At 44.8% G+C, this 17,316-nt stretch carries 32 protein-coding genes and 1 pseudogene; 3 read left to right on the forward strand and 30 right to left on the reverse strand.

The window, feature by feature from the left end; all coding sequences use genetic code 11:
* Positions 1–7 precede the first annotated feature (7 nt).
* The 29 genes and pseudogenes from rpsD to BM329_RS11770 form a co-directional block, all read right to left on the reverse strand.
* Positions 8–628 carry a 30S ribosomal protein S4 gene (rpsD, locus tag BM329_RS11630; protein WP_069317323.1) on the reverse strand — a complete coding sequence of 207 codons (621 nt, stop codon included), beginning with the start codon at positions 626–628 and terminating at the stop codon, positions 8–10.
* 35 nt (positions 629–663) lie between these two features.
* A complete protein-coding gene (gene rpsK / locus BM329_RS11635; RefSeq protein WP_002919257.1) occupies positions 664–1,053 on the reverse strand; it encodes a 30S ribosomal protein S11 in 390 nt (129 codons plus the stop codon).
* Positions 1,054–1,068: 15 nt separating this feature from the next.
* The gene (gene rpsM / locus BM329_RS11640) at positions 1,069–1,425 is read right to left on the reverse strand and encodes a 30S ribosomal protein S13 (protein WP_092553268.1); all 357 of its coding nucleotides are present in this window, start codon (positions 1,423–1,425) and stop codon (positions 1,069–1,071) included.
* A 147-nt stretch (positions 1,426–1,572) separates the two neighbouring features.
* Positions 1,573–1,689: a 50S ribosomal protein L36 gene (rpmJ, locus tag BM329_RS11645; RefSeq protein ID WP_012768118.1), complete on the reverse strand. Its 117-nt coding sequence runs from the start codon at positions 1,687–1,689 to the stop codon at positions 1,573–1,575.
* 31 nt (positions 1,690–1,720) lie between these two features.
* Positions 1,721–3,052 (reverse strand): preprotein translocase subunit SecY, encoded by a 1,332-nt coding sequence (secY, locus tag BM329_RS11650; protein WP_092553271.1) that lies wholly within the window; start codon positions 3,050–3,052, stop codon positions 1,721–1,723.
* A 7-nt stretch (positions 3,053–3,059) separates the two neighbouring features.
* A complete protein-coding gene (rplO, locus tag BM329_RS11655; protein ID WP_092553274.1) occupies positions 3,060–3,494 on the reverse strand; it encodes a 50S ribosomal protein L15 in 435 nt (144 codons plus the stop codon).
* Between the two features lie 3 nt (positions 3,495–3,497).
* A complete protein-coding gene (rpmD, locus tag BM329_RS11660; protein ID WP_045968059.1) occupies positions 3,498–3,677 on the reverse strand; it encodes a 50S ribosomal protein L30 in 180 nt (59 codons plus the stop codon).
* A 5-nt stretch (positions 3,678–3,682) separates the two neighbouring features.
* A complete protein-coding gene (gene rpsE / locus BM329_RS11665) occupies positions 3,683–4,183 on the reverse strand; it encodes a 30S ribosomal protein S5 (RefSeq protein ID WP_092553277.1) in 501 nt (166 codons plus the stop codon).
* 14 nt (positions 4,184–4,197) lie between these two features.
* Positions 4,198–4,551, reverse strand: a complete 354-nt coding sequence (rplR, locus tag BM329_RS11670) for a 50S ribosomal protein L18 (RefSeq protein WP_092553280.1) — start codon at positions 4,549–4,551, stop codon at positions 4,198–4,200.
* Between the two features lie 9 nt (positions 4,552–4,560).
* Positions 4,561–5,094, reverse strand: a complete 534-nt coding sequence (gene rplF, locus BM329_RS11675) for a 50S ribosomal protein L6 (protein ID WP_092553283.1) — start codon at positions 5,092–5,094, stop codon at positions 4,561–4,563.
* 14 nt (positions 5,095–5,108) lie between these two features.
* The gene (gene rpsH, locus BM329_RS11680) at positions 5,109–5,501 is read right to left on the reverse strand and encodes a 30S ribosomal protein S8 (RefSeq protein WP_092553286.1); all 393 of its coding nucleotides are present in this window, start codon (positions 5,499–5,501) and stop codon (positions 5,109–5,111) included.
* Positions 5,502–5,534: 33 nt separating this feature from the next.
* Entirely contained in the window at positions 5,535–5,840 is a 306-nt protein-coding gene (gene rpsN / locus BM329_RS11685) for a 30S ribosomal protein S14 (RefSeq protein ID WP_010847489.1), read from the reverse strand.
* A 12-nt stretch (positions 5,841–5,852) separates the two neighbouring features.
* The gene (gene rplE / locus BM329_RS11690) at positions 5,853–6,392 is read right to left on the reverse strand and encodes a 50S ribosomal protein L5 (protein WP_092553289.1); all 540 of its coding nucleotides are present in this window, start codon (positions 6,390–6,392) and stop codon (positions 5,853–5,855) included.
* 13 nt (positions 6,393–6,405) lie between these two features.
* The gene (rplX, locus tag BM329_RS11695) at positions 6,406–6,720 is read right to left on the reverse strand and encodes a 50S ribosomal protein L24 (RefSeq protein ID WP_092553292.1); all 315 of its coding nucleotides are present in this window, start codon (positions 6,718–6,720) and stop codon (positions 6,406–6,408) included.
* Between the two features lie 10 nt (positions 6,721–6,730).
* Complete coding sequence (gene rplN, locus BM329_RS11700; RefSeq protein WP_010847486.1) at positions 6,731–7,102, reverse strand: 50S ribosomal protein L14; 372 nt, start codon at positions 7,100–7,102, stop codon at positions 6,731–6,733.
* 174 nt (positions 7,103–7,276) lie between these two features.
* Positions 7,277–7,531 (reverse strand): 30S ribosomal protein S17, encoded by a 255-nt coding sequence (gene rpsQ / locus BM329_RS11705; protein WP_010847485.1) that lies wholly within the window; start codon positions 7,529–7,531, stop codon positions 7,277–7,279.
* Positions 7,531–7,722, reverse strand: coding sequence for a 50S ribosomal protein L29 (rpmC, locus tag BM329_RS11710; protein ID WP_010847484.1), 192 nt, complete (start codon positions 7,720–7,722; stop codon positions 7,531–7,533). The genes rpsQ and rpmC overlap by 1 nt, the downstream gene beginning before the upstream one ends.
* Positions 7,722–8,132, reverse strand: a complete 411-nt coding sequence (gene rplP / locus BM329_RS11715) for a 50S ribosomal protein L16 (protein ID WP_038252494.1) — start codon at positions 8,130–8,132, stop codon at positions 7,722–7,724. The genes rpmC and rplP overlap by 1 nt, the downstream gene beginning before the upstream one ends.
* Before the next feature lie 12 nt (positions 8,133–8,144).
* The gene (gene rpsC / locus BM329_RS11720) at positions 8,145–8,846 is read right to left on the reverse strand and encodes a 30S ribosomal protein S3 (protein ID WP_092553295.1); all 702 of its coding nucleotides are present in this window, start codon (positions 8,844–8,846) and stop codon (positions 8,145–8,147) included.
* Between the two features lie 17 nt (positions 8,847–8,863).
* On the reverse strand, positions 8,864–9,196 hold the full coding sequence (gene rplV, locus BM329_RS11725; protein WP_038240485.1) for a 50S ribosomal protein L22: 333 nt from the start codon (positions 9,194–9,196) through the stop codon (positions 8,864–8,866).
* 14 nt (positions 9,197–9,210) lie between these two features.
* A complete protein-coding gene (rpsS, locus tag BM329_RS11730) occupies positions 9,211–9,489 on the reverse strand; it encodes a 30S ribosomal protein S19 (RefSeq protein ID WP_011148791.1) in 279 nt (92 codons plus the stop codon).
* A 14-nt stretch (positions 9,490–9,503) separates the two neighbouring features.
* Positions 9,504–10,328, reverse strand: a complete 825-nt coding sequence (rplB, locus tag BM329_RS11735; RefSeq protein ID WP_092553298.1) for a 50S ribosomal protein L2 — start codon at positions 10,326–10,328, stop codon at positions 9,504–9,506.
* A gap of 18 nt (positions 10,329–10,346) precedes the next feature.
* Complete coding sequence (gene rplW, locus BM329_RS11740) at positions 10,347–10,649, reverse strand: 50S ribosomal protein L23 (RefSeq protein WP_092553301.1); 303 nt, start codon at positions 10,647–10,649, stop codon at positions 10,347–10,349.
* Positions 10,646–11,251, reverse strand: a complete 606-nt coding sequence (rplD, locus tag BM329_RS11745; protein ID WP_092553304.1) for a 50S ribosomal protein L4 — start codon at positions 11,249–11,251, stop codon at positions 10,646–10,648. The genes rplW and rplD overlap by 4 nt, the downstream gene beginning before the upstream one ends.
* 16 nt (positions 11,252–11,267) lie before the next feature.
* Positions 11,268–11,900: a 50S ribosomal protein L3 gene (gene rplC, locus BM329_RS11750; protein ID WP_092553307.1), complete on the reverse strand. Its 633-nt coding sequence runs from the start codon at positions 11,898–11,900 to the stop codon at positions 11,268–11,270.
* Positions 11,901–11,940: 40 nt separating this feature from the next.
* On the reverse strand, positions 11,941–12,252 hold the full coding sequence (rpsJ, locus tag BM329_RS11755; RefSeq protein ID WP_001181005.1) for a 30S ribosomal protein S10: 312 nt from the start codon (positions 12,250–12,252) through the stop codon (positions 11,941–11,943).
* Between the two features lie 318 nt (positions 12,253–12,570).
* The gene (bfr, locus tag BM329_RS11760; protein WP_092553309.1) at positions 12,571–13,044 is read right to left on the reverse strand and encodes a bacterioferritin; all 474 of its coding nucleotides are present in this window, start codon (positions 13,042–13,044) and stop codon (positions 12,571–12,573) included.
* A gap of 76 nt (positions 13,045–13,120) precedes the next feature.
* Positions 13,121–13,315 (reverse strand): bacterioferritin-associated ferredoxin, encoded by a 195-nt coding sequence (bfd, locus tag BM329_RS11765; protein WP_092553312.1) that lies wholly within the window; start codon positions 13,313–13,315, stop codon positions 13,121–13,123.
* A 231-nt stretch (positions 13,316–13,546) separates the two neighbouring features.
* A pseudogene (locus BM329_RS11770) lies at positions 13,547–14,088 on the reverse strand (IS6 family transposase); the annotation flags it as partial.
* Between the two features lie 858 nt (positions 14,089–14,946).
* Between BM329_RS11770 and BM329_RS14745 the strand changes: the two are divergent.
* The 3 genes from BM329_RS14745 (at position 14,947) to BM329_RS11785 (ending at position 16,787) form a co-directional block, all read left to right on the forward strand.
* Positions 14,947–15,144, forward strand: a complete 198-nt coding sequence (locus tag BM329_RS14745) for a hypothetical protein (RefSeq protein ID WP_218153270.1) — start codon at positions 14,947–14,949, stop codon at positions 15,142–15,144.
* A gap of 105 nt (positions 15,145–15,249) precedes the next feature.
* Positions 15,250–16,038: a phenylacetate--CoA ligase family protein gene (locus tag BM329_RS11780; protein WP_092553318.1), complete on the forward strand. Its 789-nt coding sequence runs from the start codon at positions 15,250–15,252 to the stop codon at positions 16,036–16,038.
* The gene (locus BM329_RS11785; protein WP_092553321.1) at positions 16,038–16,787 is read left to right on the forward strand and encodes an NAD(P)-dependent oxidoreductase; all 750 of its coding nucleotides are present in this window, start codon (positions 16,038–16,040) and stop codon (positions 16,785–16,787) included. Before BM329_RS11780 ends, BM329_RS11785 begins: the two co-directional genes overlap by 1 nt.
* A gap of 14 nt (positions 16,788–16,801) precedes the next feature.
* Here BM329_RS11785 and BM329_RS11790 read toward each other — a convergent pair.
* On the reverse strand, positions 16,802–17,316 hold a 515-nt coding region (locus tag BM329_RS11790; protein WP_245759041.1), incomplete at its 5' end, for an IS630 family transposase.

Below are 17,316 nucleotides of genomic sequence, written 5' to 3' on the forward strand. Positions count from 1 at the left end.
CTAAGCTTTACTTAGAGTAAAGCTCGACGATCAGGTGTTCATTAATGTCAGCGGATAGATCAGTACGTTCAGGAATACGCTTGAACATACCTTCCATCTTCGCAGCATCAACTTCCAACCAAGTTGGTTTCTCACGCTGCTCAGCCAGCTCTAAGGCTGCTTTAATGCGAGCCTGCTTCTTCGCTTTTTCACGAACGCTGACGACATCATTCGGGGATACCTGATAAGAAGCGATGTTAACAACGCGACCATTTACCATGATAGCCTTATGGCTTACCATTTGACGCGATTCAGCACGAGTCGCGCCAAAGCCCATACGATAAACGACGTTATCCAAGCGACTTTCCAGCAAATTCAGCAGATTTTCACCTGTGTTGCCTTTCAGACGAGTCGCTTCTTTATAATAGTTACGGAATTGACGTTCCAGAACACCGTAAATACGACGAACTTTTTGTTTTTCACGTAACTGTACACCGTAATCAGACAGACGCGGTTTGCGTGCGCCATGCTGTCCTGGTGCTTGTTCTAATTTACACTTGGTGTCAATCGCGCGAACACCAGACTTCAGGAAAAGGTCTGTACCCTCGCGACGGCTCAGCTTGAGCTTAGGACCCAAATATCTTGCCATTTTCTTTCTCCAACAATCCTAAAAACGAAAACGTATTAAACGCGACGTTTTTTCGGTGGGCGACAACCGTTATGAGGGATCGGAGTCACATCAGTAATATTAGTGATGCGGAAACCAGCCGCATTTAATGCGCGGATAGTCGACTCACGGCCAGGACCAGGTCCTTTAACCATAACTTCCAGGTTCTTAATTCCGTATTCTTTTACTGCTTCAGCACAGCGTTCTGCTGCAACCTGAGCCGCGAACGGAGTAGATTTACGAGAACCACGGAAACCGGAACCACCGGCAGTTGCCCAACCCAGCGCATTACCCTGACGATCAGTAATAGTAACGATGGTGTTGTTGAAAGAAGCATGGATATGAGCCACACCGTCAGAGACTTGTTTTCTTACACGCTTACGTGCACGAATAGGTGCTTTTGCCATTATTCAATACCCCGATTATTTCTTGATCGGTTTACGCGGACCCTTACGGGTACGTGCATTGGTCTTAGTACGCTGACCGCGAACTGGCAGACCACGACGGTGACGCAAACCACGATAGCAACCAAGATCCATCAGACGTTTGATACTCAGGGTTACTTCACGACGCAAATCACCTTCTATAACGTATTTAGCAACTTCGTCACGCAGCTTGTCAATTTGCTCTTCAGACAGCTCACTGATCTTAACATTTTCAGCAATACCTGTTGCTTCACAGATAGCCTGTGAACGGGTTTTGCCGATACCGTAGATCGAGGTTAACGCGATTACGGTATGTTTCTGATCAGGAATGTTAATGCCTGCTATACGGGCCACTATGCACTCCTACAATATTTATTCACCGCAACACCATTCTGAAAAGCCCGTTTTCAGGATACTCAAATAATGTTGCTGTCAGATAAAAAGATTGGCTGGCTAATTTAGCCAGCTCAAACCAACTTTGCAAGAAAAATATGCGATTAATTAGCCTTGGCGCTGTTTATGCTTAGGCTCTGCACTGCAAATTACACGAACGATACCGTTACGTTTAACGATTTTGCAGTTGCGGCATAATTTCTTGACGGAAGCACGAACTTTCATTTTTACTCTCCGTAACTTCTCAAGCAAACCATTAGCGGTTATATCCTTTCAGGTTTGCCTTTTTCAATGCAGACTCATACTGACTCGACATCATCAGAGTTTGCACTTGAGCCATAAAGTCCATGATAACGACCACTACAATCAGTAGGGAAGTACCACCAAAATAGAATGGAACTTTCATCGCGTCACGCATGAACTCCGGGATTAAGCAGATAAAAGTAATATATAACGCACCAACTAAGGTTAGACGAGTCATCACTTTATCGATATACCTAGCCGTTTGCTCTCCCGGACGAATTCCTGGTACGAATGCACCGGACTTCTTCAGGTTATCTGCTGTTTCTCTTGGATTGAATACTAAAGCCGTATAGAAGAAACAGAAGAAGATGATTGCAGATGCGTATAATAACACATAAAGCGGTTGACCTGGCTGCAAATACATAGAAATAGTTGTCAACCAGTTCCAGCCTGTACCTCCACCAAACCAAGAGGCTATGGTACCAGGGAACAAAATAATACTGGAAGCAAAAATTGCGGGGATAACCCCAGCCATATTCACTTTCAACGGTAAATGTGTACTTTGCGCAGCGAAAACTTTACGACCTTGTTGACGTTTAGCATAGTTAACAACGATACGACGTTGACCACGCTCCATGAAAACAACGAAGAAAGTCACTGCAAACACTAATACTGCAACCAACAGCAACAGGAGGAAGTGCAGATCGCCTTGCCGAGTTTGCTCGATAGTGTGACCAATTGCAGGTGGTAGACCCGCAACGATACCAGCAAATATTATGATTGAAATACCGTTTCCGATACCTCGCTCAGTAATCTGCTCACCTAGCCACATCAAGAACATAGTTCCCGTGACCAGACTTACAACAGCCGTGAAATAGAATGCAAAACCAGGATTAATAACTAACCCTTGCATTCCAGGCATATTCGGCAACCCAGTAGCAATGCCAATTGACTGGAATATTGCCAGCACTAATGTACCATAACGGGTGTACTGACTAATCTTACGACGACCAGCTTCCCCTTCCTTCTTAATCTCTGCTAAACGAGGATTAACAACGGTTAGCAACTGAATAATGATAGATGCAGAAATATACGGCATTATACCCAGTGCAAAGATAGAAGCACGGCTTAAAGCACCACCAGAGAACATATTAAACATTTCAATGATGGTGCCTCTTTGCTGTTCGAGCAATTTGGCAAGCACAGCGGCATCAATACCAGGGATTGGAATAAAAGAACCAATACGGTAAACAATTAGAGCGCCAATGACAAACAAAAGTCTGCGTTTTAACTCGCCTAATCCGCCTTTGGCGCTTTGAAAATCTAATCCTGGTTGTTTAGCCATCTGTTACTTATTCCTCAATTTTACCGCCAGCAGCTTCAATTGCAGCGCGGGCGCCTTTAGTAACACGCAAGCCACGCACAGTTACTGCACGATTAACTTCGCCAGAAAGCATTATTTTAGCGAATTCAATTTGAGGGCCAATAACGTTAGCAGCTTTCAGTGCATTCAGATCGATTACATCGCCTTCGACATGAGCAAAATCAGACAGACGAATTTCTGCAGTGATCATTGCTTTACGTGAAGTAAAGCCAAATTTTGGCAAACGACGATACAAAGGCATCTGACCGCCTTCGAAACCGCGACGAACGCCACCGCCAGAACGAGACTTCTGACCTTTGTGACCACGACCGCCAGTTTTACCCAGACCAGAGCCGATACCACGACCTACACGTTTAGATGCGTGCTTGGCACCTTCAGCCGGAGACAGAGTATTTAAGCGCATCTGTTACTCCTCAACTTTAACCATATAGGAAACCAAGTTGACCATACCGCGAATAGCTGGTGTATCTTCACGTTCAACAGTATGACCAATGCGACGCAGACCTAAACCAGTCAGAGTTGCCTTGTGTTTAGGCAAACGACCAATTGAGCTGCGAACTTGAGTGATTTTAATAGTCTTAGCCATGGTCATTACCCCAGAATTTCTTCGACGGATTTGCCACGCTTAGCTGCGACCATTTCTGGAGACTTCATGCTGTCCAAAGCGTCCAGAGTTGCACGAACCACGTTGATCGGGTTAGTGGAACCGTAGGTTTTAGCTAGAACGTTACGAACTCCAGCCACTTCCAGAACAGCACGCATCGCACCGCCAGCGATAATACCTGTACCTTCGTGAGCAGGCTGCATGAACACGCGAGAACCGGTGTGAGAACCTTTCACTGGGTGGTACAGAGTGCCGCTGTTAAGTGCGACAATTTTCATGTTGCGACGTGCTTTTTCCATCGCTTTCTGGATTGCTGCCGGAACTTCGCGTGCTTTACCGTAGCCAAAACCTACGCGACCGTTACCATCACCAACTACAGTTAGTGCGGTAAAGCTGAAAATACGGCCACCTTTAACGGTTTTAGATACGCGGTTTACCGCGATCAGCTTTTCCTGCAGTTCGCCAGCTTGTTTTTCGATGTGAGCCATCTTACACCTCTACCTTAGAACTGAAGGCCAGCTTCACGGGCAGCATCTGCCAGTGCCTGGACTCTACCATGATATTGGAAACCAGAACGGTCAAAGGATACATTCATGATACCTTTTTCCAGAGCACGTTCAGCAACAATTTTACCAACTACTGCTGCGGCTTCTTTGTTTCCAGTAAATTTTAGTTGTTCACTGATAGCTTTTTCTGTTGTAGAAGCGGCCACCAGAGTTTCAGAACCATTTGGTGCGATAACCTGCGCATAAATATGGCGAGGGGTACGATGTACCACCAGGCGAGTTGCACCCAGTTCCTGGAGCTTGCGGCGTGCGCGGGTCGCACGACGGATACGAGCTGCTTTCTTATCCATAGTGTTACCTTACTTCTTCTTAGCCTCTTTGGTACGCACGACTTCATCGGCGTAACGAACACCCTTGCCTTTATATGGCTCAGGACGACGATAGGCACGCAGATCTGCCGCAACTTGACCAATCATCTGCTTATCGGCACCTTTCAGTACGATTTCAGTTTGTGATGGGCATTCCGCAGTGATGCCTGCTGGCAGTTGATGCTCGACCGGATGCGAGAAGCCTAAAGACAAGCTAACTGAGTTGCCTTTAACTGCTGCACGGTAACCAACACCCACCAATTGAAGCTTCTTAGTGAAACCTTCGTTAACACCGATAACCATTGCATTCAGCAGAGAACGAGTTGTACCTGCCTGAGCCCAAGCATCTGCAAAGCCTTCGCATGGAGCGAAAGTCAGTTGGTTATCCGCATGTGTAACTTCAACTGCGTTGTGGATTTCACGACTTAATTCGCCGTTTTTACCCTTAATCGAAATAACCTGACCGTCGAGTTTAACCTCTACGCCGACAGGAATGACGACGGGTGCTTTTGCAACACGAGACATTCTTTCCTCCCGAATTAAGCTACGTAGCAGAGAATCTCGCCACCCAGACCAGCCTGGCGAGCTGCACGATCAGTCATTACACCTTTAGAGGTAGAAACAACAGCGATACCCAGTCCAGCCATGACATTTGGCAGCTCATCTTTTTTCTTATAGATGCGCAGACTTGGGCGGCTTACACGCTGGATGCTTTCTACAACAGCCTTGCCTTGGAAGTATTTTAATGTTACTTCCAGTTCTGGCTTGGTGTCGCCTTCGATTTTAAAATCTTCAATATAACCTTCTTCCTTCAGCACTTTGGCGATTGCCACTTTCAGCTTGGAGGAAGGCATGGTGACCGCAACTTTATTCGCGGCCTGACCGTTACGGATACGGGTCAGCATATCCGCGATCGGATCTTGCATGCTCATCTGTCTTTACTCCCGTGATTCAAATGGTGACAATTACCAGCTAGCCTTTTTAAGGCCCGGAATTTCACCGCGCATAGCGGCTTCACGGACTTTAATACGGCTCAACCCAAACTTCCGCAAAAATGCATGCGGACGCCCAGTCTGACGGCAGCGGTTACGCTGGCGACAAGGGCTAGAATCACGTGGCAGTGTTTGCAGCTTGAGAACAGCATTCCAACGGTCTTCATCAGATGCGTTTACATCAGAGATGATCGCTTTCAGTTCAACGCGTTTTGCGAAGAATTTCTCAGCTAATTTCGCACGTTTTACATCACGCGCTTTCATTGATTGCTTAGCCATGAGTACCCTGCCTTACTTGCGGAACGGGAAGTTAAACGCAGACAATAGTGCGCGGCCTTCATCATCAGATTTCGCAGTAGTGGTGATAGTAATATCCAGACCACGTATACGATCCACTTTCTCATAATCGATTTCAGGGAAGATGATTTGCTCACGAACACCCATGCTGTAGTTACCACGACCATCGAAGGATTTAGCGGACAAACCACGGAAGTCACGAATACGTGGTACAGCAATAAAAATCAGACGCTCAAAGAACTCCCACATACGTTCGCCACGCAGGGTTACTTTACAGCCGATTGGATAGCCCTGACGGATTTTGAAGCCTGCAACTGATTTGCGAGCTTTGGTGATCAAAGGTTTCTGACCAGTGATTGCTGTCAAGTCAGCTGCCGCGTTATCCAGCAGTTTTTTGTCAGCGATCGCTTCACCAACACCCATGTTCAGGGTGATCTTCTCGACCCGAGGGACTTGCATGACAGAATGGTAACCAAACTGAGTCATCAGTTTCTGGACTACCTCGTCTTTGTAGTAATCATGCAGTTTCGCCATCGTATACTCCAAATTACTTGATAGTTTCGTTATTAGATTTGAAGAAACGTACTTTTTTGCCGTCTTCGAATCTAAAACCTACACGGTCAGCCTTGCCAGTTGTTGTATTAAAGATTGCAACGTTGGAAACATTAATAGCTGCTTCTTTTTCAACGATGCCACCTGGTTGGTTCAGAGCCGGAACTGGCTTCTGATGTTTCTTAACCAAGTTGATACCTTCAACAAAAACTTTACCAGAAGAAAGAACCTGTTTTACTTTACCGCGCTTACCTTTGTCTTTACCGGTCAGCACGATAATTTCGTCATCACGACGGATTTTCGCTGCCATTGCCTGCTCCTTAGAGTACTTCAGGTGCCAGAGAGATAATTTTCATGAACTTTTCATTACGCAGTTCACGAGTTACCGGCCCAAAAATACGCGTACCGATAACTTGCTCACTATTGTTGTTCAACAATACACAAGCGTTGCTATCGAAGCGAATGACAGAACCGTCCGGGCGACGAACACCCTTCTTGGTGCGCACCACTACCGCTTTCAGGACATCACCTTTTTTCACTTTGCCACGAGGAATTGCTTCCTTGATAGTGATTTTAATGATGTCACCGACATGTGCGTAGCGACGGTGCGAGCCACCTAGAACCTTGATACACATTACGCGACGTGCACCGGAGTTGTCGGCCACGTTCAGCATAGTCTGTTCTTGGATCATTTTAGTGCTCCGCTAAATGTCAACTACTACTGAGCCACTTTATTTTAAAGAGGCCGTTTCAATATCCCATACTACGAGGGCGCGGTATTATAACACCACATCTTCGCGATGGACAGAAAAATAAACGGCCCCGTTATTTTTTGGGCCGTTTATTTTATACGATACAGCGATCTATTATAGAACCGCTTTTTCTACAACGCGAACTAAAGTCCAAGATTTAGTCTTAGACAGTGGACGGGTTTCGCGGATTTCCACTACATCACCAATTCCACATTCATTGTTCTCGTCATGTACGTGCAGTTTGGTCGTACGCTTGATGAATTTACCATACAGTGGATGTTTCACCTTACGCTCAATAGCAACAACAATGGATTTTTCCATTTTATCGCTTACAACACGACCTTGCAGAGTACGGATTTTATCAGTCATTACGCACCCGCCTTCTCAGTCAGTAAAGTCTTAACGCGTGCAATATTACGACGCACTTGTTTCAACAGGTGAGACTGTTGCAGCTGACCACTTGCCGCCTGCATACGTAGATTAAATTGTTCACGTAACAGGTTCAGCAGCTCAGTGTTCAGCTCTTCAACGCTTTTTTCGCGCAGCTCTTGTGCTTTCATTACATCACCGTCTTAGTTACAAAGGTGGTTTTGATAGGCAGTTTCGCTGCTGCCAGCTTGAATGCTTCACGAGCCAGCTCTTCAGGCACACCGTCCATTTCATACAGAACTTTACCGGGCTGGATCAAGGCAACCCAGTATTCTACGTTACCTTTACCTTTACCCATACGCACTTCGAGTGGCTTTTCGGTGATAGGCTTGTCTGGGAATACACGGATCCAGATTTTACCTTGACGCTTAATTGCACGGGTCATAGCACGACGTGCCGCTTCGATCTGACGAGCAGTCAGACGACCACGGCCCACAGCCTTCAGACCGAAAGTGCCGAAGCTAACATCCGTACCTGCAGCCAGACCACGGTTACGGCCTTTGTGCACTTTGCGGAATTTTGTACGCTTTGGTTGTAACATCAGCGACTCTCCTTACTTGCGGCCTTTACGCTGCTGCTTTTTAGGTTGAGCAGCCGGTTTTTCCGCCTGTTCAACTGCAGCCATACCACCCAGAATCTCACCTTTGAAGATCCATACCTTAACGCCGATTACACCATAGGTGGTGTGCGCTTCAGAAGTATTGTAGTCGATGTCTGCACGCAGAGTGTGCAGAGGTACACGACCTTCACGATACCATTCAGTACGCGCAATTTCAGCACCGCCCAAACGACCACTAACTTCCACTTTTATACCTTTAGCGCCCAGACGCATCGCGTTCTGTACAGCACGTTTCATCGCACGGCGGAACATAACACGGCGTTCCAACTGTGAAGTGATACTGTCAGCAACCAATTTTGCGTCCAGTTCAGGTTTACGCACTTCGGCAATATTAATCTGCGCAGGAACGCCAGCGATATCCGCTACAGCCTTACGCAGTTTTTCAACGTCTTCACCTTTTTTACCGATTACAATACCTGGGCGAGCAGTGTGAATGGTCACACGGATGCTTTTCGCAGGGCGTTCGATAACAATACGTGAAATAGATGCTTTAACCAGTTCTTTATTCAAGTACTGGCGAACTTTAAAGTCGCTGTCTAGATTGTCAGCGAATTCTTTGGTATTCGCATACCAGGTAGAGTTCCAAGGTTTGACAATCCCCAGACGAATACCATTAGGATGTACTTTCTGACCCATTGCTAGTCTCCAGAGTCTCAGCGATCGGACACAACCACAGTAATGTGGCTGGTGCGCTTCAGGATACGATCTGCACGACCTTTGGCACGAGGCATAATACGCTTCATGGTCGGGCCTTCGTCTACGAAAATCTTCGCGACTTTCAGATCATCGATGTCAGCGCCATCGTTGTGTTCTGCGTTAGCAATAGCAGACTCGAGTACTTTCTTCACTAAACCAGCAGCTTTCTTGTTGGTATAGGTCAGAGTTTCCAGAGCTTGCGACACTTTCTTACCGCGGATCAGGTCAGCCACGAGACGAACCTTCTGAGCAGAAGAACGAGCGTGGCGATGTTTAGCGATAGTTTCCATCTCTTCCTCCTACCTTAGCGCTTTTTAGCCTTTTTATCGGCCGCATGGCCGCGATAAGTACGGGTCGGCGCGAATTCACCCAGTTTATGACCAACCATTTCGTCGGAAACAAAAACTGGAACATGCTGACGACCATTATGGACAGCGATGGTCAAACCGATCATGTTAGGAAAGATCGTTGAACGACGGGACCAAGTCTTAATAGGCTTTTTGTCTCCGCTTTCCACCGCTTTCTCTACCTTCTTCAGCAAGTGCAGGTCAATAAATGGACCTTTCTTGAGAGAACGTGGCATGGTTTATCCTCTAATTATTTTTTAGAACGGCGACGTACGATATATTTATCAGTACGTTTGTTGCTACGGGTCTTCTTACCTTTGGTCTGGATGCCCCATGGAGTTACAGGGTGTTTACCAAAGTTACGACCTTCACCACCACCATGTGGATGGTCTACTGGGTTCATCGCCGTACCACGAACGGTAGGACGAATGCCACGCCAGCGGCTTGCACCGGCTTTACCCAGAACACGCAGCATGTGTTCTGCGTTACCAACTTCGCCTAAAGTAGCACGGCAGTCAGACAGTACTTTACGCATTTCACCAGAACGCAGACGCAAAGTTACATAAGAACCATCACGTGCAACAATCTGAGCATAAGCACCTGCTGAACGAGCCAGCTGGCCACCTTTACCTGGTTTCATTTCTATGTTGTGAACAGTAGAACCAACCGGGATATTGCGCATTGGTAGAGCATTACCAGCCTTAATTGCTGAATCAGCACCGGACTGAATTTGATCACCCGCCTTCAGGCCCTTAGGCGCTAGGATATAACGACGCTCACCGTCTTTATACAGAACCAGCGCGATATTCGCTGAACGGTTTGGATCATATTCCAGACGTTCAACAACAGCAGGGATACCGTCTTTATTACGTTTGAAGTCAATCAGACGATAGTGCTGTTTATGGCCGCCACCGATATGACGAGTGGTAATACGACCATTGTTGTTACGACCACCGGTTTTGTTGTTTTTTTCTAACAACGGAGCATAAGGCTTACCCTTATGCAGCTCAGGGTTAACCACTTTAACAACGTGGCGACGGCCCGGAGACGTAGGTTTACATTTAACAATTGCCATTGTTTTTACTCCTCCGGCTTACTCAGCGCCGCCAATGAAGTCCAAATTCTGGCCTTCTTTCAGGGTGACGTAAGCTTTTTTCCAGTCGCTACGACGACCAATACGCTGACCGTGGCGTTTCACTTTACCTTTAGCCAGCAAAGTGTTTACACCTTCAACTTCAACTTCAAACAGTTTCTGTACGGCAGCTTTGATCTCTGCTTTAGTCGCGTCTTTCGCAACCTTGAGGACGATGGTGTTGGTTTTTTCCATCGCTGTAGAAGCTTTTTCAGATACGTGCGGCGCGCGCAGTACTTTTAGCAGACGTTCTTCACGGATCATGCCAGCATCTCCTCAACTTGCTTCACAGCTTCAGCAGTCATAACCACTTTGTCGAAGGCGATCAGACTTACTGGGTCGATACCTGCTGTATCACGAACGTCAACCTTATAAAGGTTACGAGCTGCTAAGAACAGATTCTCATCAACTTCGCCAGTGACGATCAGCACATCTTCCAGAGCCATTTCTTTCAATTTCTGTACCAGCAACTTAGTTTTAGGTGCTTCAACAGAGAATTTCTCGACAACGATCAGACGTTCTTGACGTACCAATTCTGATAGGATGCTTTTCAGAGCACCACGGTACATCTTTTTATTAACTTTTTGACTGTGGTCCTGTGGCTTCGCTGCGAAAGTTACACCACCAGAGCGCCAAATTGGACTCTTAATAGAACCAGAACGCGCACGACCAGTGCCTTTCTGACGCCATGGTTTTTTACCTGAACCAGAAACTTCAGCACGAGTTTTCTGAGCACGAGTACCTTGACGAGCACCAGCTGCATACGCAACAACTACTTGATGCACAAGCGCTTCATTGAAATCACGCCCGAAGGTAGTTTCGGAAACAGTCAGCGCGCTTTGCGCGTCTTTCATTACCAATTCCATTCCTATCTCCTCGACGTTACGCCTTGACAGCCGGTTTTACGATCAGGTTACTGTTCGTTGCACCTGGAACAGCACCTTTGACCAGCAGCAGGTTACGCTCAGCGTCAACACGTACTACATCTAAGCTCTGAACGGTTACACGTTCATTACCCAGTTGGCCTGCCATTTTCTTGCCTTTAAATACCTTACCCGGAGTCTGGTTCTGACCGATAGAACCCGGGACACGGTGAGACAAGGAGTTACCATGGGTAGCATCTTGAGTACGGAAGTTCCAGCGCTTAACAGTACCAGCGAAACCTTTACCTTTAGATGTACCAGTAACGTCGACGTTTTTAACGTCAGCGAAAATTTCAACGCTAATACTTTGACCTACAGTGAACTCTGTATTGCCTTCTGACAGACGGAATTCACGCAGGATACGGCCAGCTTCAACACCAGCTTTAGCGAAATGACCTGCTTCAGATTTATTAACACGGTTAGCTTTTTTGCTACCAGTAGTTACCTGAATTGCACTATAACCGTCAGTCTCTTTGCTTTTAACTTGAGTTACACGGTTATTTTCGATTTCGATAACAGTTACAGGAATTGAAACGCCATCTTCAGTGAAGATGCGAGTCATACCCACTTTTTTACCGACTAAACCAATCATTGTTTCAACCTCTCAATCGTTCAATCGTTCAATGACCTGATTAACCCAGGCTGATCTGCACGTCTACACCGGCAGCCAGATCCAGACGCATCAGAGCATCAACGGTTTTCTCGGTTGGCTCAACGATGTCAACCAGACGTTTGTGAGTGCGAATTTCGTATTGATCACGCGCATCTTTGTTAACATGCGGAGAGATCAGAACAGTAAAACGCTCTTTACGAGTCGGCAGCGGGATCGGACCACGAACCTGCGCACCAGTGCGCTTAGCGGTCTCTACGATTTCTGCAGTTGATTGATCAATCAAACGATGATCAAATGCTTTCAGGCGGATACGGATTCTTTGGTTCTGCATGAGACCAGAGCTCCAACTATTTTATAAACGTAAATAATTACTCCTCGAACCCATTCCGATTGACGGGGGAGTGTAATCGTTCAATGTGTAACCCCCATATCGGGAGTATTTTAAATGGTGGCATTCACCACACATTACTGATTATAAATCAGCCCTACTATGTAGGTAATCCCGCGTATTATACGTGAATTTACTCACAAAGCAAGATTAAGAATGAAATCTATTCAAAAAAGGACTTATTGAAGAGAGAAAAAAGAAGGGATATAGAAGAAAAGCGCCCTATATACATCGAATTATAGGGCGGCAAAAATATGGCTATTATTCTTCAGTGAGCTGAGATTGAATATAATTCTGTATTCCAATTCGAGTAATGAGTTCAAGTTGAGTTTCCAGCCAATCTATGTGATTTTCTTCATCAGCGAGTACCTCTATCATCAAATCCCTGCTGACATAATCATGGACTGAATCAGCATATGCGATTGCTTCCCTGAGATCCTTCGCACCACGTAATTCTAATTCCAGATCCGATTGCAGCATTTCTCCTACATCTTCTCCGATATTAAGTTTCCCCAAGTCCTGTAGGTTTGGCACACCTTCTAAAAAGAGAATACGCTCAATAAATTTATCAGCGTGCTTCATCTCATCAATAGATTCGTGATATTCAACCTCATTTAAACGCATTAATCCCCAATTTTTAAACATCCGGGCATGAAGAAAGTACTGATTAATAGCGACAAGTTCATTACCAAGAAGTTTGTTCAGATGTACAATTATTTTTTTATCACCTTTCATAACAAGTTCCTCCGCTTCCAGTTACTATAATGTAGTACTAATTTAGCAGAGTAATTGCAAGTAAATTGTTTTCTATTTAAGCAACATTATTCATTGGAGATAGTAAGGCTATCTCCTCATTTATTATCTCACGAGCTTGCCGTATACATTTCCCACAATCACTTCCTATAGGAACAAAGTTTCTTAATTCCCTGATAGAACGAACATGTCGCTGATGCACAGCATCACGTATCGTTTTGTCACTTATCGCATTGCAGAGACAGACATACATGGAAGCACTCTTCTAACTATTTATATACTTGATAACTGCTTAGACTAATTAAATAAGCATGCCTAAATAAAAATAATCATGCTTATGCAACAAGCGTTATCCTAGAATAGTAAATAAAAATGAATCTCATTTCAATTATTGTTTTTGTTTGTCTTTAGATCAAAAAAAGCCACCTATTGAAGGGAACCCCGAAAGTTGGACTCCCAACAATTAGGGGTTCACTTCAATAGGGCGGGTTCGTCTTTTGACACAAGGATGATCCTGTTCAATCAGGTTATTGAGATAGTTATTTTGTCGGATAATAATGGCTTCGTCCGTTGACTTTCCTTGATTTAATTCATCCACTGCTGCTTTATTGGCCCCACTTTTATCGAGCATCACCACTTCTGGCTGACCGTGTTGCCTCATGGCTTTTTTAAAGAAACGCAGGGCAGCCTTATTATCTCGATGATCGGTCAGCAGAAATTCCACGGTATTACCGTCAGAATCCACTGCCCGGTAAAGGTATTTCCACTGACTTTTCACTTTAATATAGGTCTCGTCCATTCGCCACCGACGGCCGGTTTGCTCCGTTTATAGCATTTGACGATAAGGGGAACCAAACGATGAACCCAGCGGGAAAGTGTGGAGTGATCCACGTCAATTCCACGTTCCGCGATCATTTACTCGATATTACGCAGGCTCAGCGCATAGGCCAAATACCAGCGAACACATTGAGCGATAATATCAATCGGGTAATGCAGTCGTTTGAAAGCTTTTCGGATTAGGGACATGTTCTGGATTCACTGAAAAAGCGTGAAGTTTACCTGATGTTCCACTAATGCGACAGAACCTCAAACCCCGTGTTTGCCGTCAACCTGATTTGAGAAGTTAACCAAAAAACGTGCAATGAATCACATTATTTTTAAATCCGGCAATAGGCTAATTATTTTTTCAGAGATCCATCAGAGATTCAATTTTCTAATATAGGAAGTGTAACTATATCACTCTTATTATAATCAAATACAAATAATTAATTTTTTTATAATTTATAATGTTATTATATTAAATATAAGATATTGATAATTAATTTTATTTACATAAATTGACATTTTTATTCTTTATACGTAGACTACTTATCTTAATATTTATTGCACTCAATCTTTGAAGGTGGGCTGGAAGAGAATTATATCTTGCATTGATGTTTTATAGCATCCAGGTACATCAGCGATTATGGGGACAAGTAGAAAACTGAAACTCTTAAAGGAGTACTCACAAATTAATTTTAGTAAAGCGTAAGTAACAGAATTAATTTATTTACAGACAATAAAACTCTATATTTCACAAGGATTGACTCATTCCTAATATATGGAAATATGTTCTATATAGCAGTCTAGCCTATTTCTTGATTTAATTAGAATAGTCTTCATTCAATTAGAATAGTCTTCATTCAGATTGAGTTTATAGCAAAATTTGGTTACGTATTCAAAGTGTGTATTGTGAATTTCATTGTATGCATTCAATGCTGATAAATGCATATAAATTGCAGTACAACTTTAATGGTAAAGTTGTACTGTAATCATAGCTTTCAACACATTAAATACACGACCCCAAATTTTATCATATTGTTTGAACAAGACGATGTGGCCTATTTGGAAAAGGATTTTGCGCGAGTGACTGACACATTAGTACCAATGCAAGCTTTTGACAAGTTGGGTGCTTTGCTAAAAAAAGTCTGGCTTAACGCGCAACAGCAGGGTAAACGCCATTTTTGGCATACGTATTTTTATGAAGTGGCTTTACAAATGGGGCAAAAGCAGACTTATGCTACGCGTGCTAAAGAATGTTGATAGAAAGCGATGCCAGCTTGGTATTACCACTTTTGCTGGAAGCGAAACAAAATCCGCACGCGGCAGCATAGCACAATTAACCTGATTGTTAGGTGAGGATAGCACATGACACAGGGAAAAATGGGGGCTGTGTATGACACCCAGTCTCATGATGGTGGCCTGGCGGCAATCCGCCGCTTGGCAAAATTGAACGAACCTTCGCAAGCAGATACACCTCTCTTGCAAATGGCCGCGCTCATGTTGCAAGAGAGTAGCTCGGAAATGAGCAGTCCATCCGAACGTCAGCGCTTCAGTCGCCTATTTGGCGTGCCAGTATTGGATGAATACAGTTCAGAAGAAATTGGTTTAATGGCCACTGAATGCCTACATGGCAGTTATCACGTCGTGGAAGATGGGGTATATCTAGAGATATTGGATCCAGATAGCCAAGGGCTAGGACGTGTAGTAGCGAGCGATTTGGGTAATTTTCTCATGCCATTAATTCGCTATGATCATCGGGACTTAGCTAGTTTCGATAATACACCTTGTTCTTGCGGGCAAAGTTTTCGCCGTCTGTCAACGTTGCACGGACGACGCGACGACGCTTTTCAAACCTCTAACGGTCAATACTTAACCAGCGCATCGCTGCTAGCGATTTGTGACGATGTGCTAACTGATGAGAAATCGGGTATACACGAATATAGGCTGATTCAACAAGGTCCGGCGCATGTTGAACTGCAATATACTGGCTCCCCCAATAATGCTCACCAAGAGAAATTGTTATCCGATTTCAAATACCGTTTACAAGCACTATTCGGCTACACAATTGAGTTAAACGTAAAGCACCAGCAAAGACTGTCACCAAGCGCAAGTTTTAAACGACACAGCCTGCTGCGTATTTGGAATAAAAGTTGATGAAAAGTACTCACAATCCCACCTTATTGCTGACGGGGTGTAGTTTAACTAAAGGCCAATATTATCGATATGGAGAAAAGTACGCAAGAATTATTGAGCTGCCTCAGCCGCTCAGTAAATCTGCTATTTTAGCTCAAGGTTTCTGTGTTACTGACTATATTTTGGGTGGTCCAGAATATATTGATGACACCGCTTTTAAGCATTTCCCTAAATTTGCTGCAGACCACGTTCGAGAAGGCAGCAATTGGCCGCAACAAGCTTGGAAAACCTTACACGAGCAGTGTACAGGGATATTCGGTATGGGACATATAGGTCAAGCCCTAGTAGAGAAGCTGTACGCACTGGGGGCTCGCCAACTGACTTACACCAGCCGAAGTAGGAAGCCACAATTAGAACAACAATATGGTTTGCACTTTGTCTCGCAAAAGCAATTGTTTAATGAGTGTGATAGCGTTTCCCTGCATTTGAGTTATAACGAGCAAACCCATCATTTAATTAACCAGTCTGCACTTCAAAAGTGTAACCCCTGCTTGCGTTTACTGTGTTTTTCCAATCCACATGTGATTGATCCGAAAGCAGCACGTGCTGCGCTGTTAAAAGGTAACTTACAGCAACTCTATACACTTCGTCTTTCAAACTGCCTCTTTGTTGGCTGCGCTCGCTCACCCCGGTCACATAATTATCTATGCTCCCGGGGATTTGCTCTCTTGCCGTCGAGATGCAACTTGAGATCCATTGTGTATATATAGCAGAATCAATATAATCAGACATAAGTCACATGCTCTGTAAACAGCTCATCAATAGAGCATCTTTCTCGTCTTCTTGTTGTTTTTGTTTCAGCCCATTTGTTTTCGATAGGATTTAAATCTGGGCTGTAAGGCGGAAGCCATTCTAACTGGCATCCGTGATCGGTTATCGCTTTTCGCGTGTCACCGCGTTTATGGAAAGGGGCATTATCCATCACAATCACTGTCCCCTTAGGGAGCTTCGGCAACAAATCTTGTGTCAGCCAGGCATGAAACACATTCGCATTAATGGTTCCGGCAAACAAACTTAAGGTCACAAAGGTATTTTTAATGATAGCACCAATGGCATTAATGCGGCCTTTGTGCTGCCAGTCATGTAAACCAAAACAGCGGGACCCTTTTAACGAATAGCCATGCGTACGTGGCATGGACTGCTCAAAGCCGCTTTCATCCAGATAAACAATCTGTTTGCCCGCCTGCTCATGATGGCGGATACGCTCGCCAAATACCTGACGAGCGTGTTCGTCAGCGG

This window comes from Xenorhabdus koppenhoeferi (genome assembly GCF_900116635.1).
Taxonomy (GTDB): domain Bacteria; phylum Pseudomonadota; class Gammaproteobacteria; order Enterobacterales; family Enterobacteriaceae; genus Xenorhabdus; species Xenorhabdus koppenhoeferi.

What these genes read in the sequence shown, in the direction of transcription:
- rpsD (WP_069317323.1), bottom strand. Translation starts at nt 628, where the DNA reads ATGGCAAGATATTTGGGTCCTAAGCTCAAGCTGAGCCGTCGCGAGGGT.
- rpsK (WP_002919257.1), bottom strand. Translation starts at nt 1,053, where the DNA reads ATGGCAAAAGCACCTATTCGTGCACGTAAGCGTGTAAGAAAACAAGTC.
- rpmJ (WP_012768118.1), bottom strand. Translation starts at nt 1,689, where the DNA reads ATGAAAGTTCGTGCTTCCGTCAAGAAATTATGCCGCAACTGCAAAATC.
- secY (WP_092553271.1), bottom strand. Translation starts at nt 3,052, where the DNA reads ATGGCTAAACAACCAGGATTAGATTTTCAAAGCGCCAAAGGCGGATTA.
- rplO (WP_092553274.1), bottom strand. Translation starts at nt 3,494, where the DNA reads ATGCGCTTAAATACTCTGTCTCCGGCTGAAGGTGCCAAGCACGCATCT.
- rpmD (WP_045968059.1), bottom strand. Translation starts at nt 3,677, where the DNA reads ATGGCTAAGACTATTAAAATCACTCAAGTTCGCAGCTCAATTGGTCGT.
- rpsE (WP_092553277.1), bottom strand. Translation starts at nt 4,183, where the DNA reads ATGGCTCACATCGAAAAACAAGCTGGCGAACTGCAGGAAAAGCTGATC.
- rplR (WP_092553280.1), bottom strand. Translation starts at nt 4,551, where the DNA reads ATGGATAAGAAAGCAGCTCGTATCCGTCGTGCGACCCGCGCACGCCGC.
- rplF (WP_092553283.1), bottom strand. Translation starts at nt 5,094, where the DNA reads ATGTCTCGTGTTGCAAAAGCACCCGTCGTCATTCCTGTCGGCGTAGAG.
- rpsH (WP_092553286.1), bottom strand. Translation starts at nt 5,501, where the DNA reads ATGAGCATGCAAGATCCGATCGCGGATATGCTGACCCGTATCCGTAAC.
- rpsN (WP_010847489.1), bottom strand. Translation starts at nt 5,840, where the DNA reads ATGGCTAAGCAATCAATGAAAGCGCGTGATGTAAAACGTGCGAAATTA.
- rplE (WP_092553289.1), bottom strand. Translation starts at nt 6,392, where the DNA reads ATGGCGAAACTGCATGATTACTACAAAGACGAGGTAGTCCAGAAACTG.
- rplX (WP_092553292.1), bottom strand. Translation starts at nt 6,720, where the DNA reads ATGGCAGCGAAAATCCGTCGTGATGACGAAATTATCGTGCTGACCGGT.
- rplN (WP_010847486.1), bottom strand. Translation starts at nt 7,102, where the DNA reads ATGATCCAAGAACAGACTATGCTGAACGTGGCCGACAACTCCGGTGCA.
- rpsQ (WP_010847485.1), bottom strand. Translation starts at nt 7,531, where the DNA reads ATGACTGATAAAATCCGTACTCTGCAAGGTCGTGTTGTAAGCGATAAA.
- rpmC (WP_010847484.1), bottom strand. Translation starts at nt 7,722, where the DNA reads ATGAAAGCACAAGAGCTGCGCGAAAAAAGCGTTGAAGAGCTGAACACT.
- rplP (WP_038252494.1), bottom strand. Translation starts at nt 8,132, where the DNA reads ATGTTACAACCAAAGCGTACAAAATTCCGCAAAGTGCACAAAGGCCGT.
- rpsC (WP_092553295.1), bottom strand. Translation starts at nt 8,846, where the DNA reads ATGGGTCAGAAAGTACATCCTAATGGTATTCGTCTGGGGATTGTCAAA.
- rplV (WP_038240485.1), bottom strand. Translation starts at nt 9,196, where the DNA reads ATGGAAACTATCGCTAAACATCGCCACGCTCGTTCTTCTGCTCAGAAG.
- rpsS (WP_011148791.1), bottom strand. Translation starts at nt 9,489, where the DNA reads ATGCCACGTTCTCTCAAGAAAGGTCCATTTATTGACCTGCACTTGCTG.
- rplB (WP_092553298.1), bottom strand. Translation starts at nt 10,328, where the DNA reads ATGGCAATTGTTAAATGTAAACCTACGTCTCCGGGCCGTCGCCACGTT.
- rplW (WP_092553301.1), bottom strand. Translation starts at nt 10,649, where the DNA reads ATGATCCGTGAAGAACGTCTGCTAAAAGTACTGCGCGCGCCGCACGTA.
- rplD (WP_092553304.1), bottom strand. Translation starts at nt 11,251, where the DNA reads ATGGAATTGGTAATGAAAGACGCGCAAAGCGCGCTGACTGTTTCCGAA.
- rplC (WP_092553307.1), bottom strand. Translation starts at nt 11,900, where the DNA reads ATGATTGGTTTAGTCGGTAAAAAAGTGGGTATGACTCGCATCTTCACT.
- rpsJ (WP_001181005.1), bottom strand. Translation starts at nt 12,252, where the DNA reads ATGCAGAACCAAAGAATCCGTATCCGCCTGAAAGCATTTGATCATCGT.
- bfr (WP_092553309.1), bottom strand. Translation starts at nt 13,044, where the DNA reads ATGAAAGGTGATAAAAAAATAATTGTACATCTGAACAAACTTCTTGGT.
- bfd (WP_092553312.1), bottom strand. Translation starts at nt 13,315, where the DNA reads ATGTATGTCTGTCTCTGCAATGCGATAAGTGACAAAACGATACGTGAT.
- BM329_RS11780 (WP_092553318.1), top strand. Translation starts at nt 15,250, where the DNA reads ATGACACAGGGAAAAATGGGGGCTGTGTATGACACCCAGTCTCATGAT.
- BM329_RS11785 (WP_092553321.1), top strand. Translation starts at nt 16,038, where the DNA reads ATGAAAAGTACTCACAATCCCACCTTATTGCTGACGGGGTGTAGTTTA.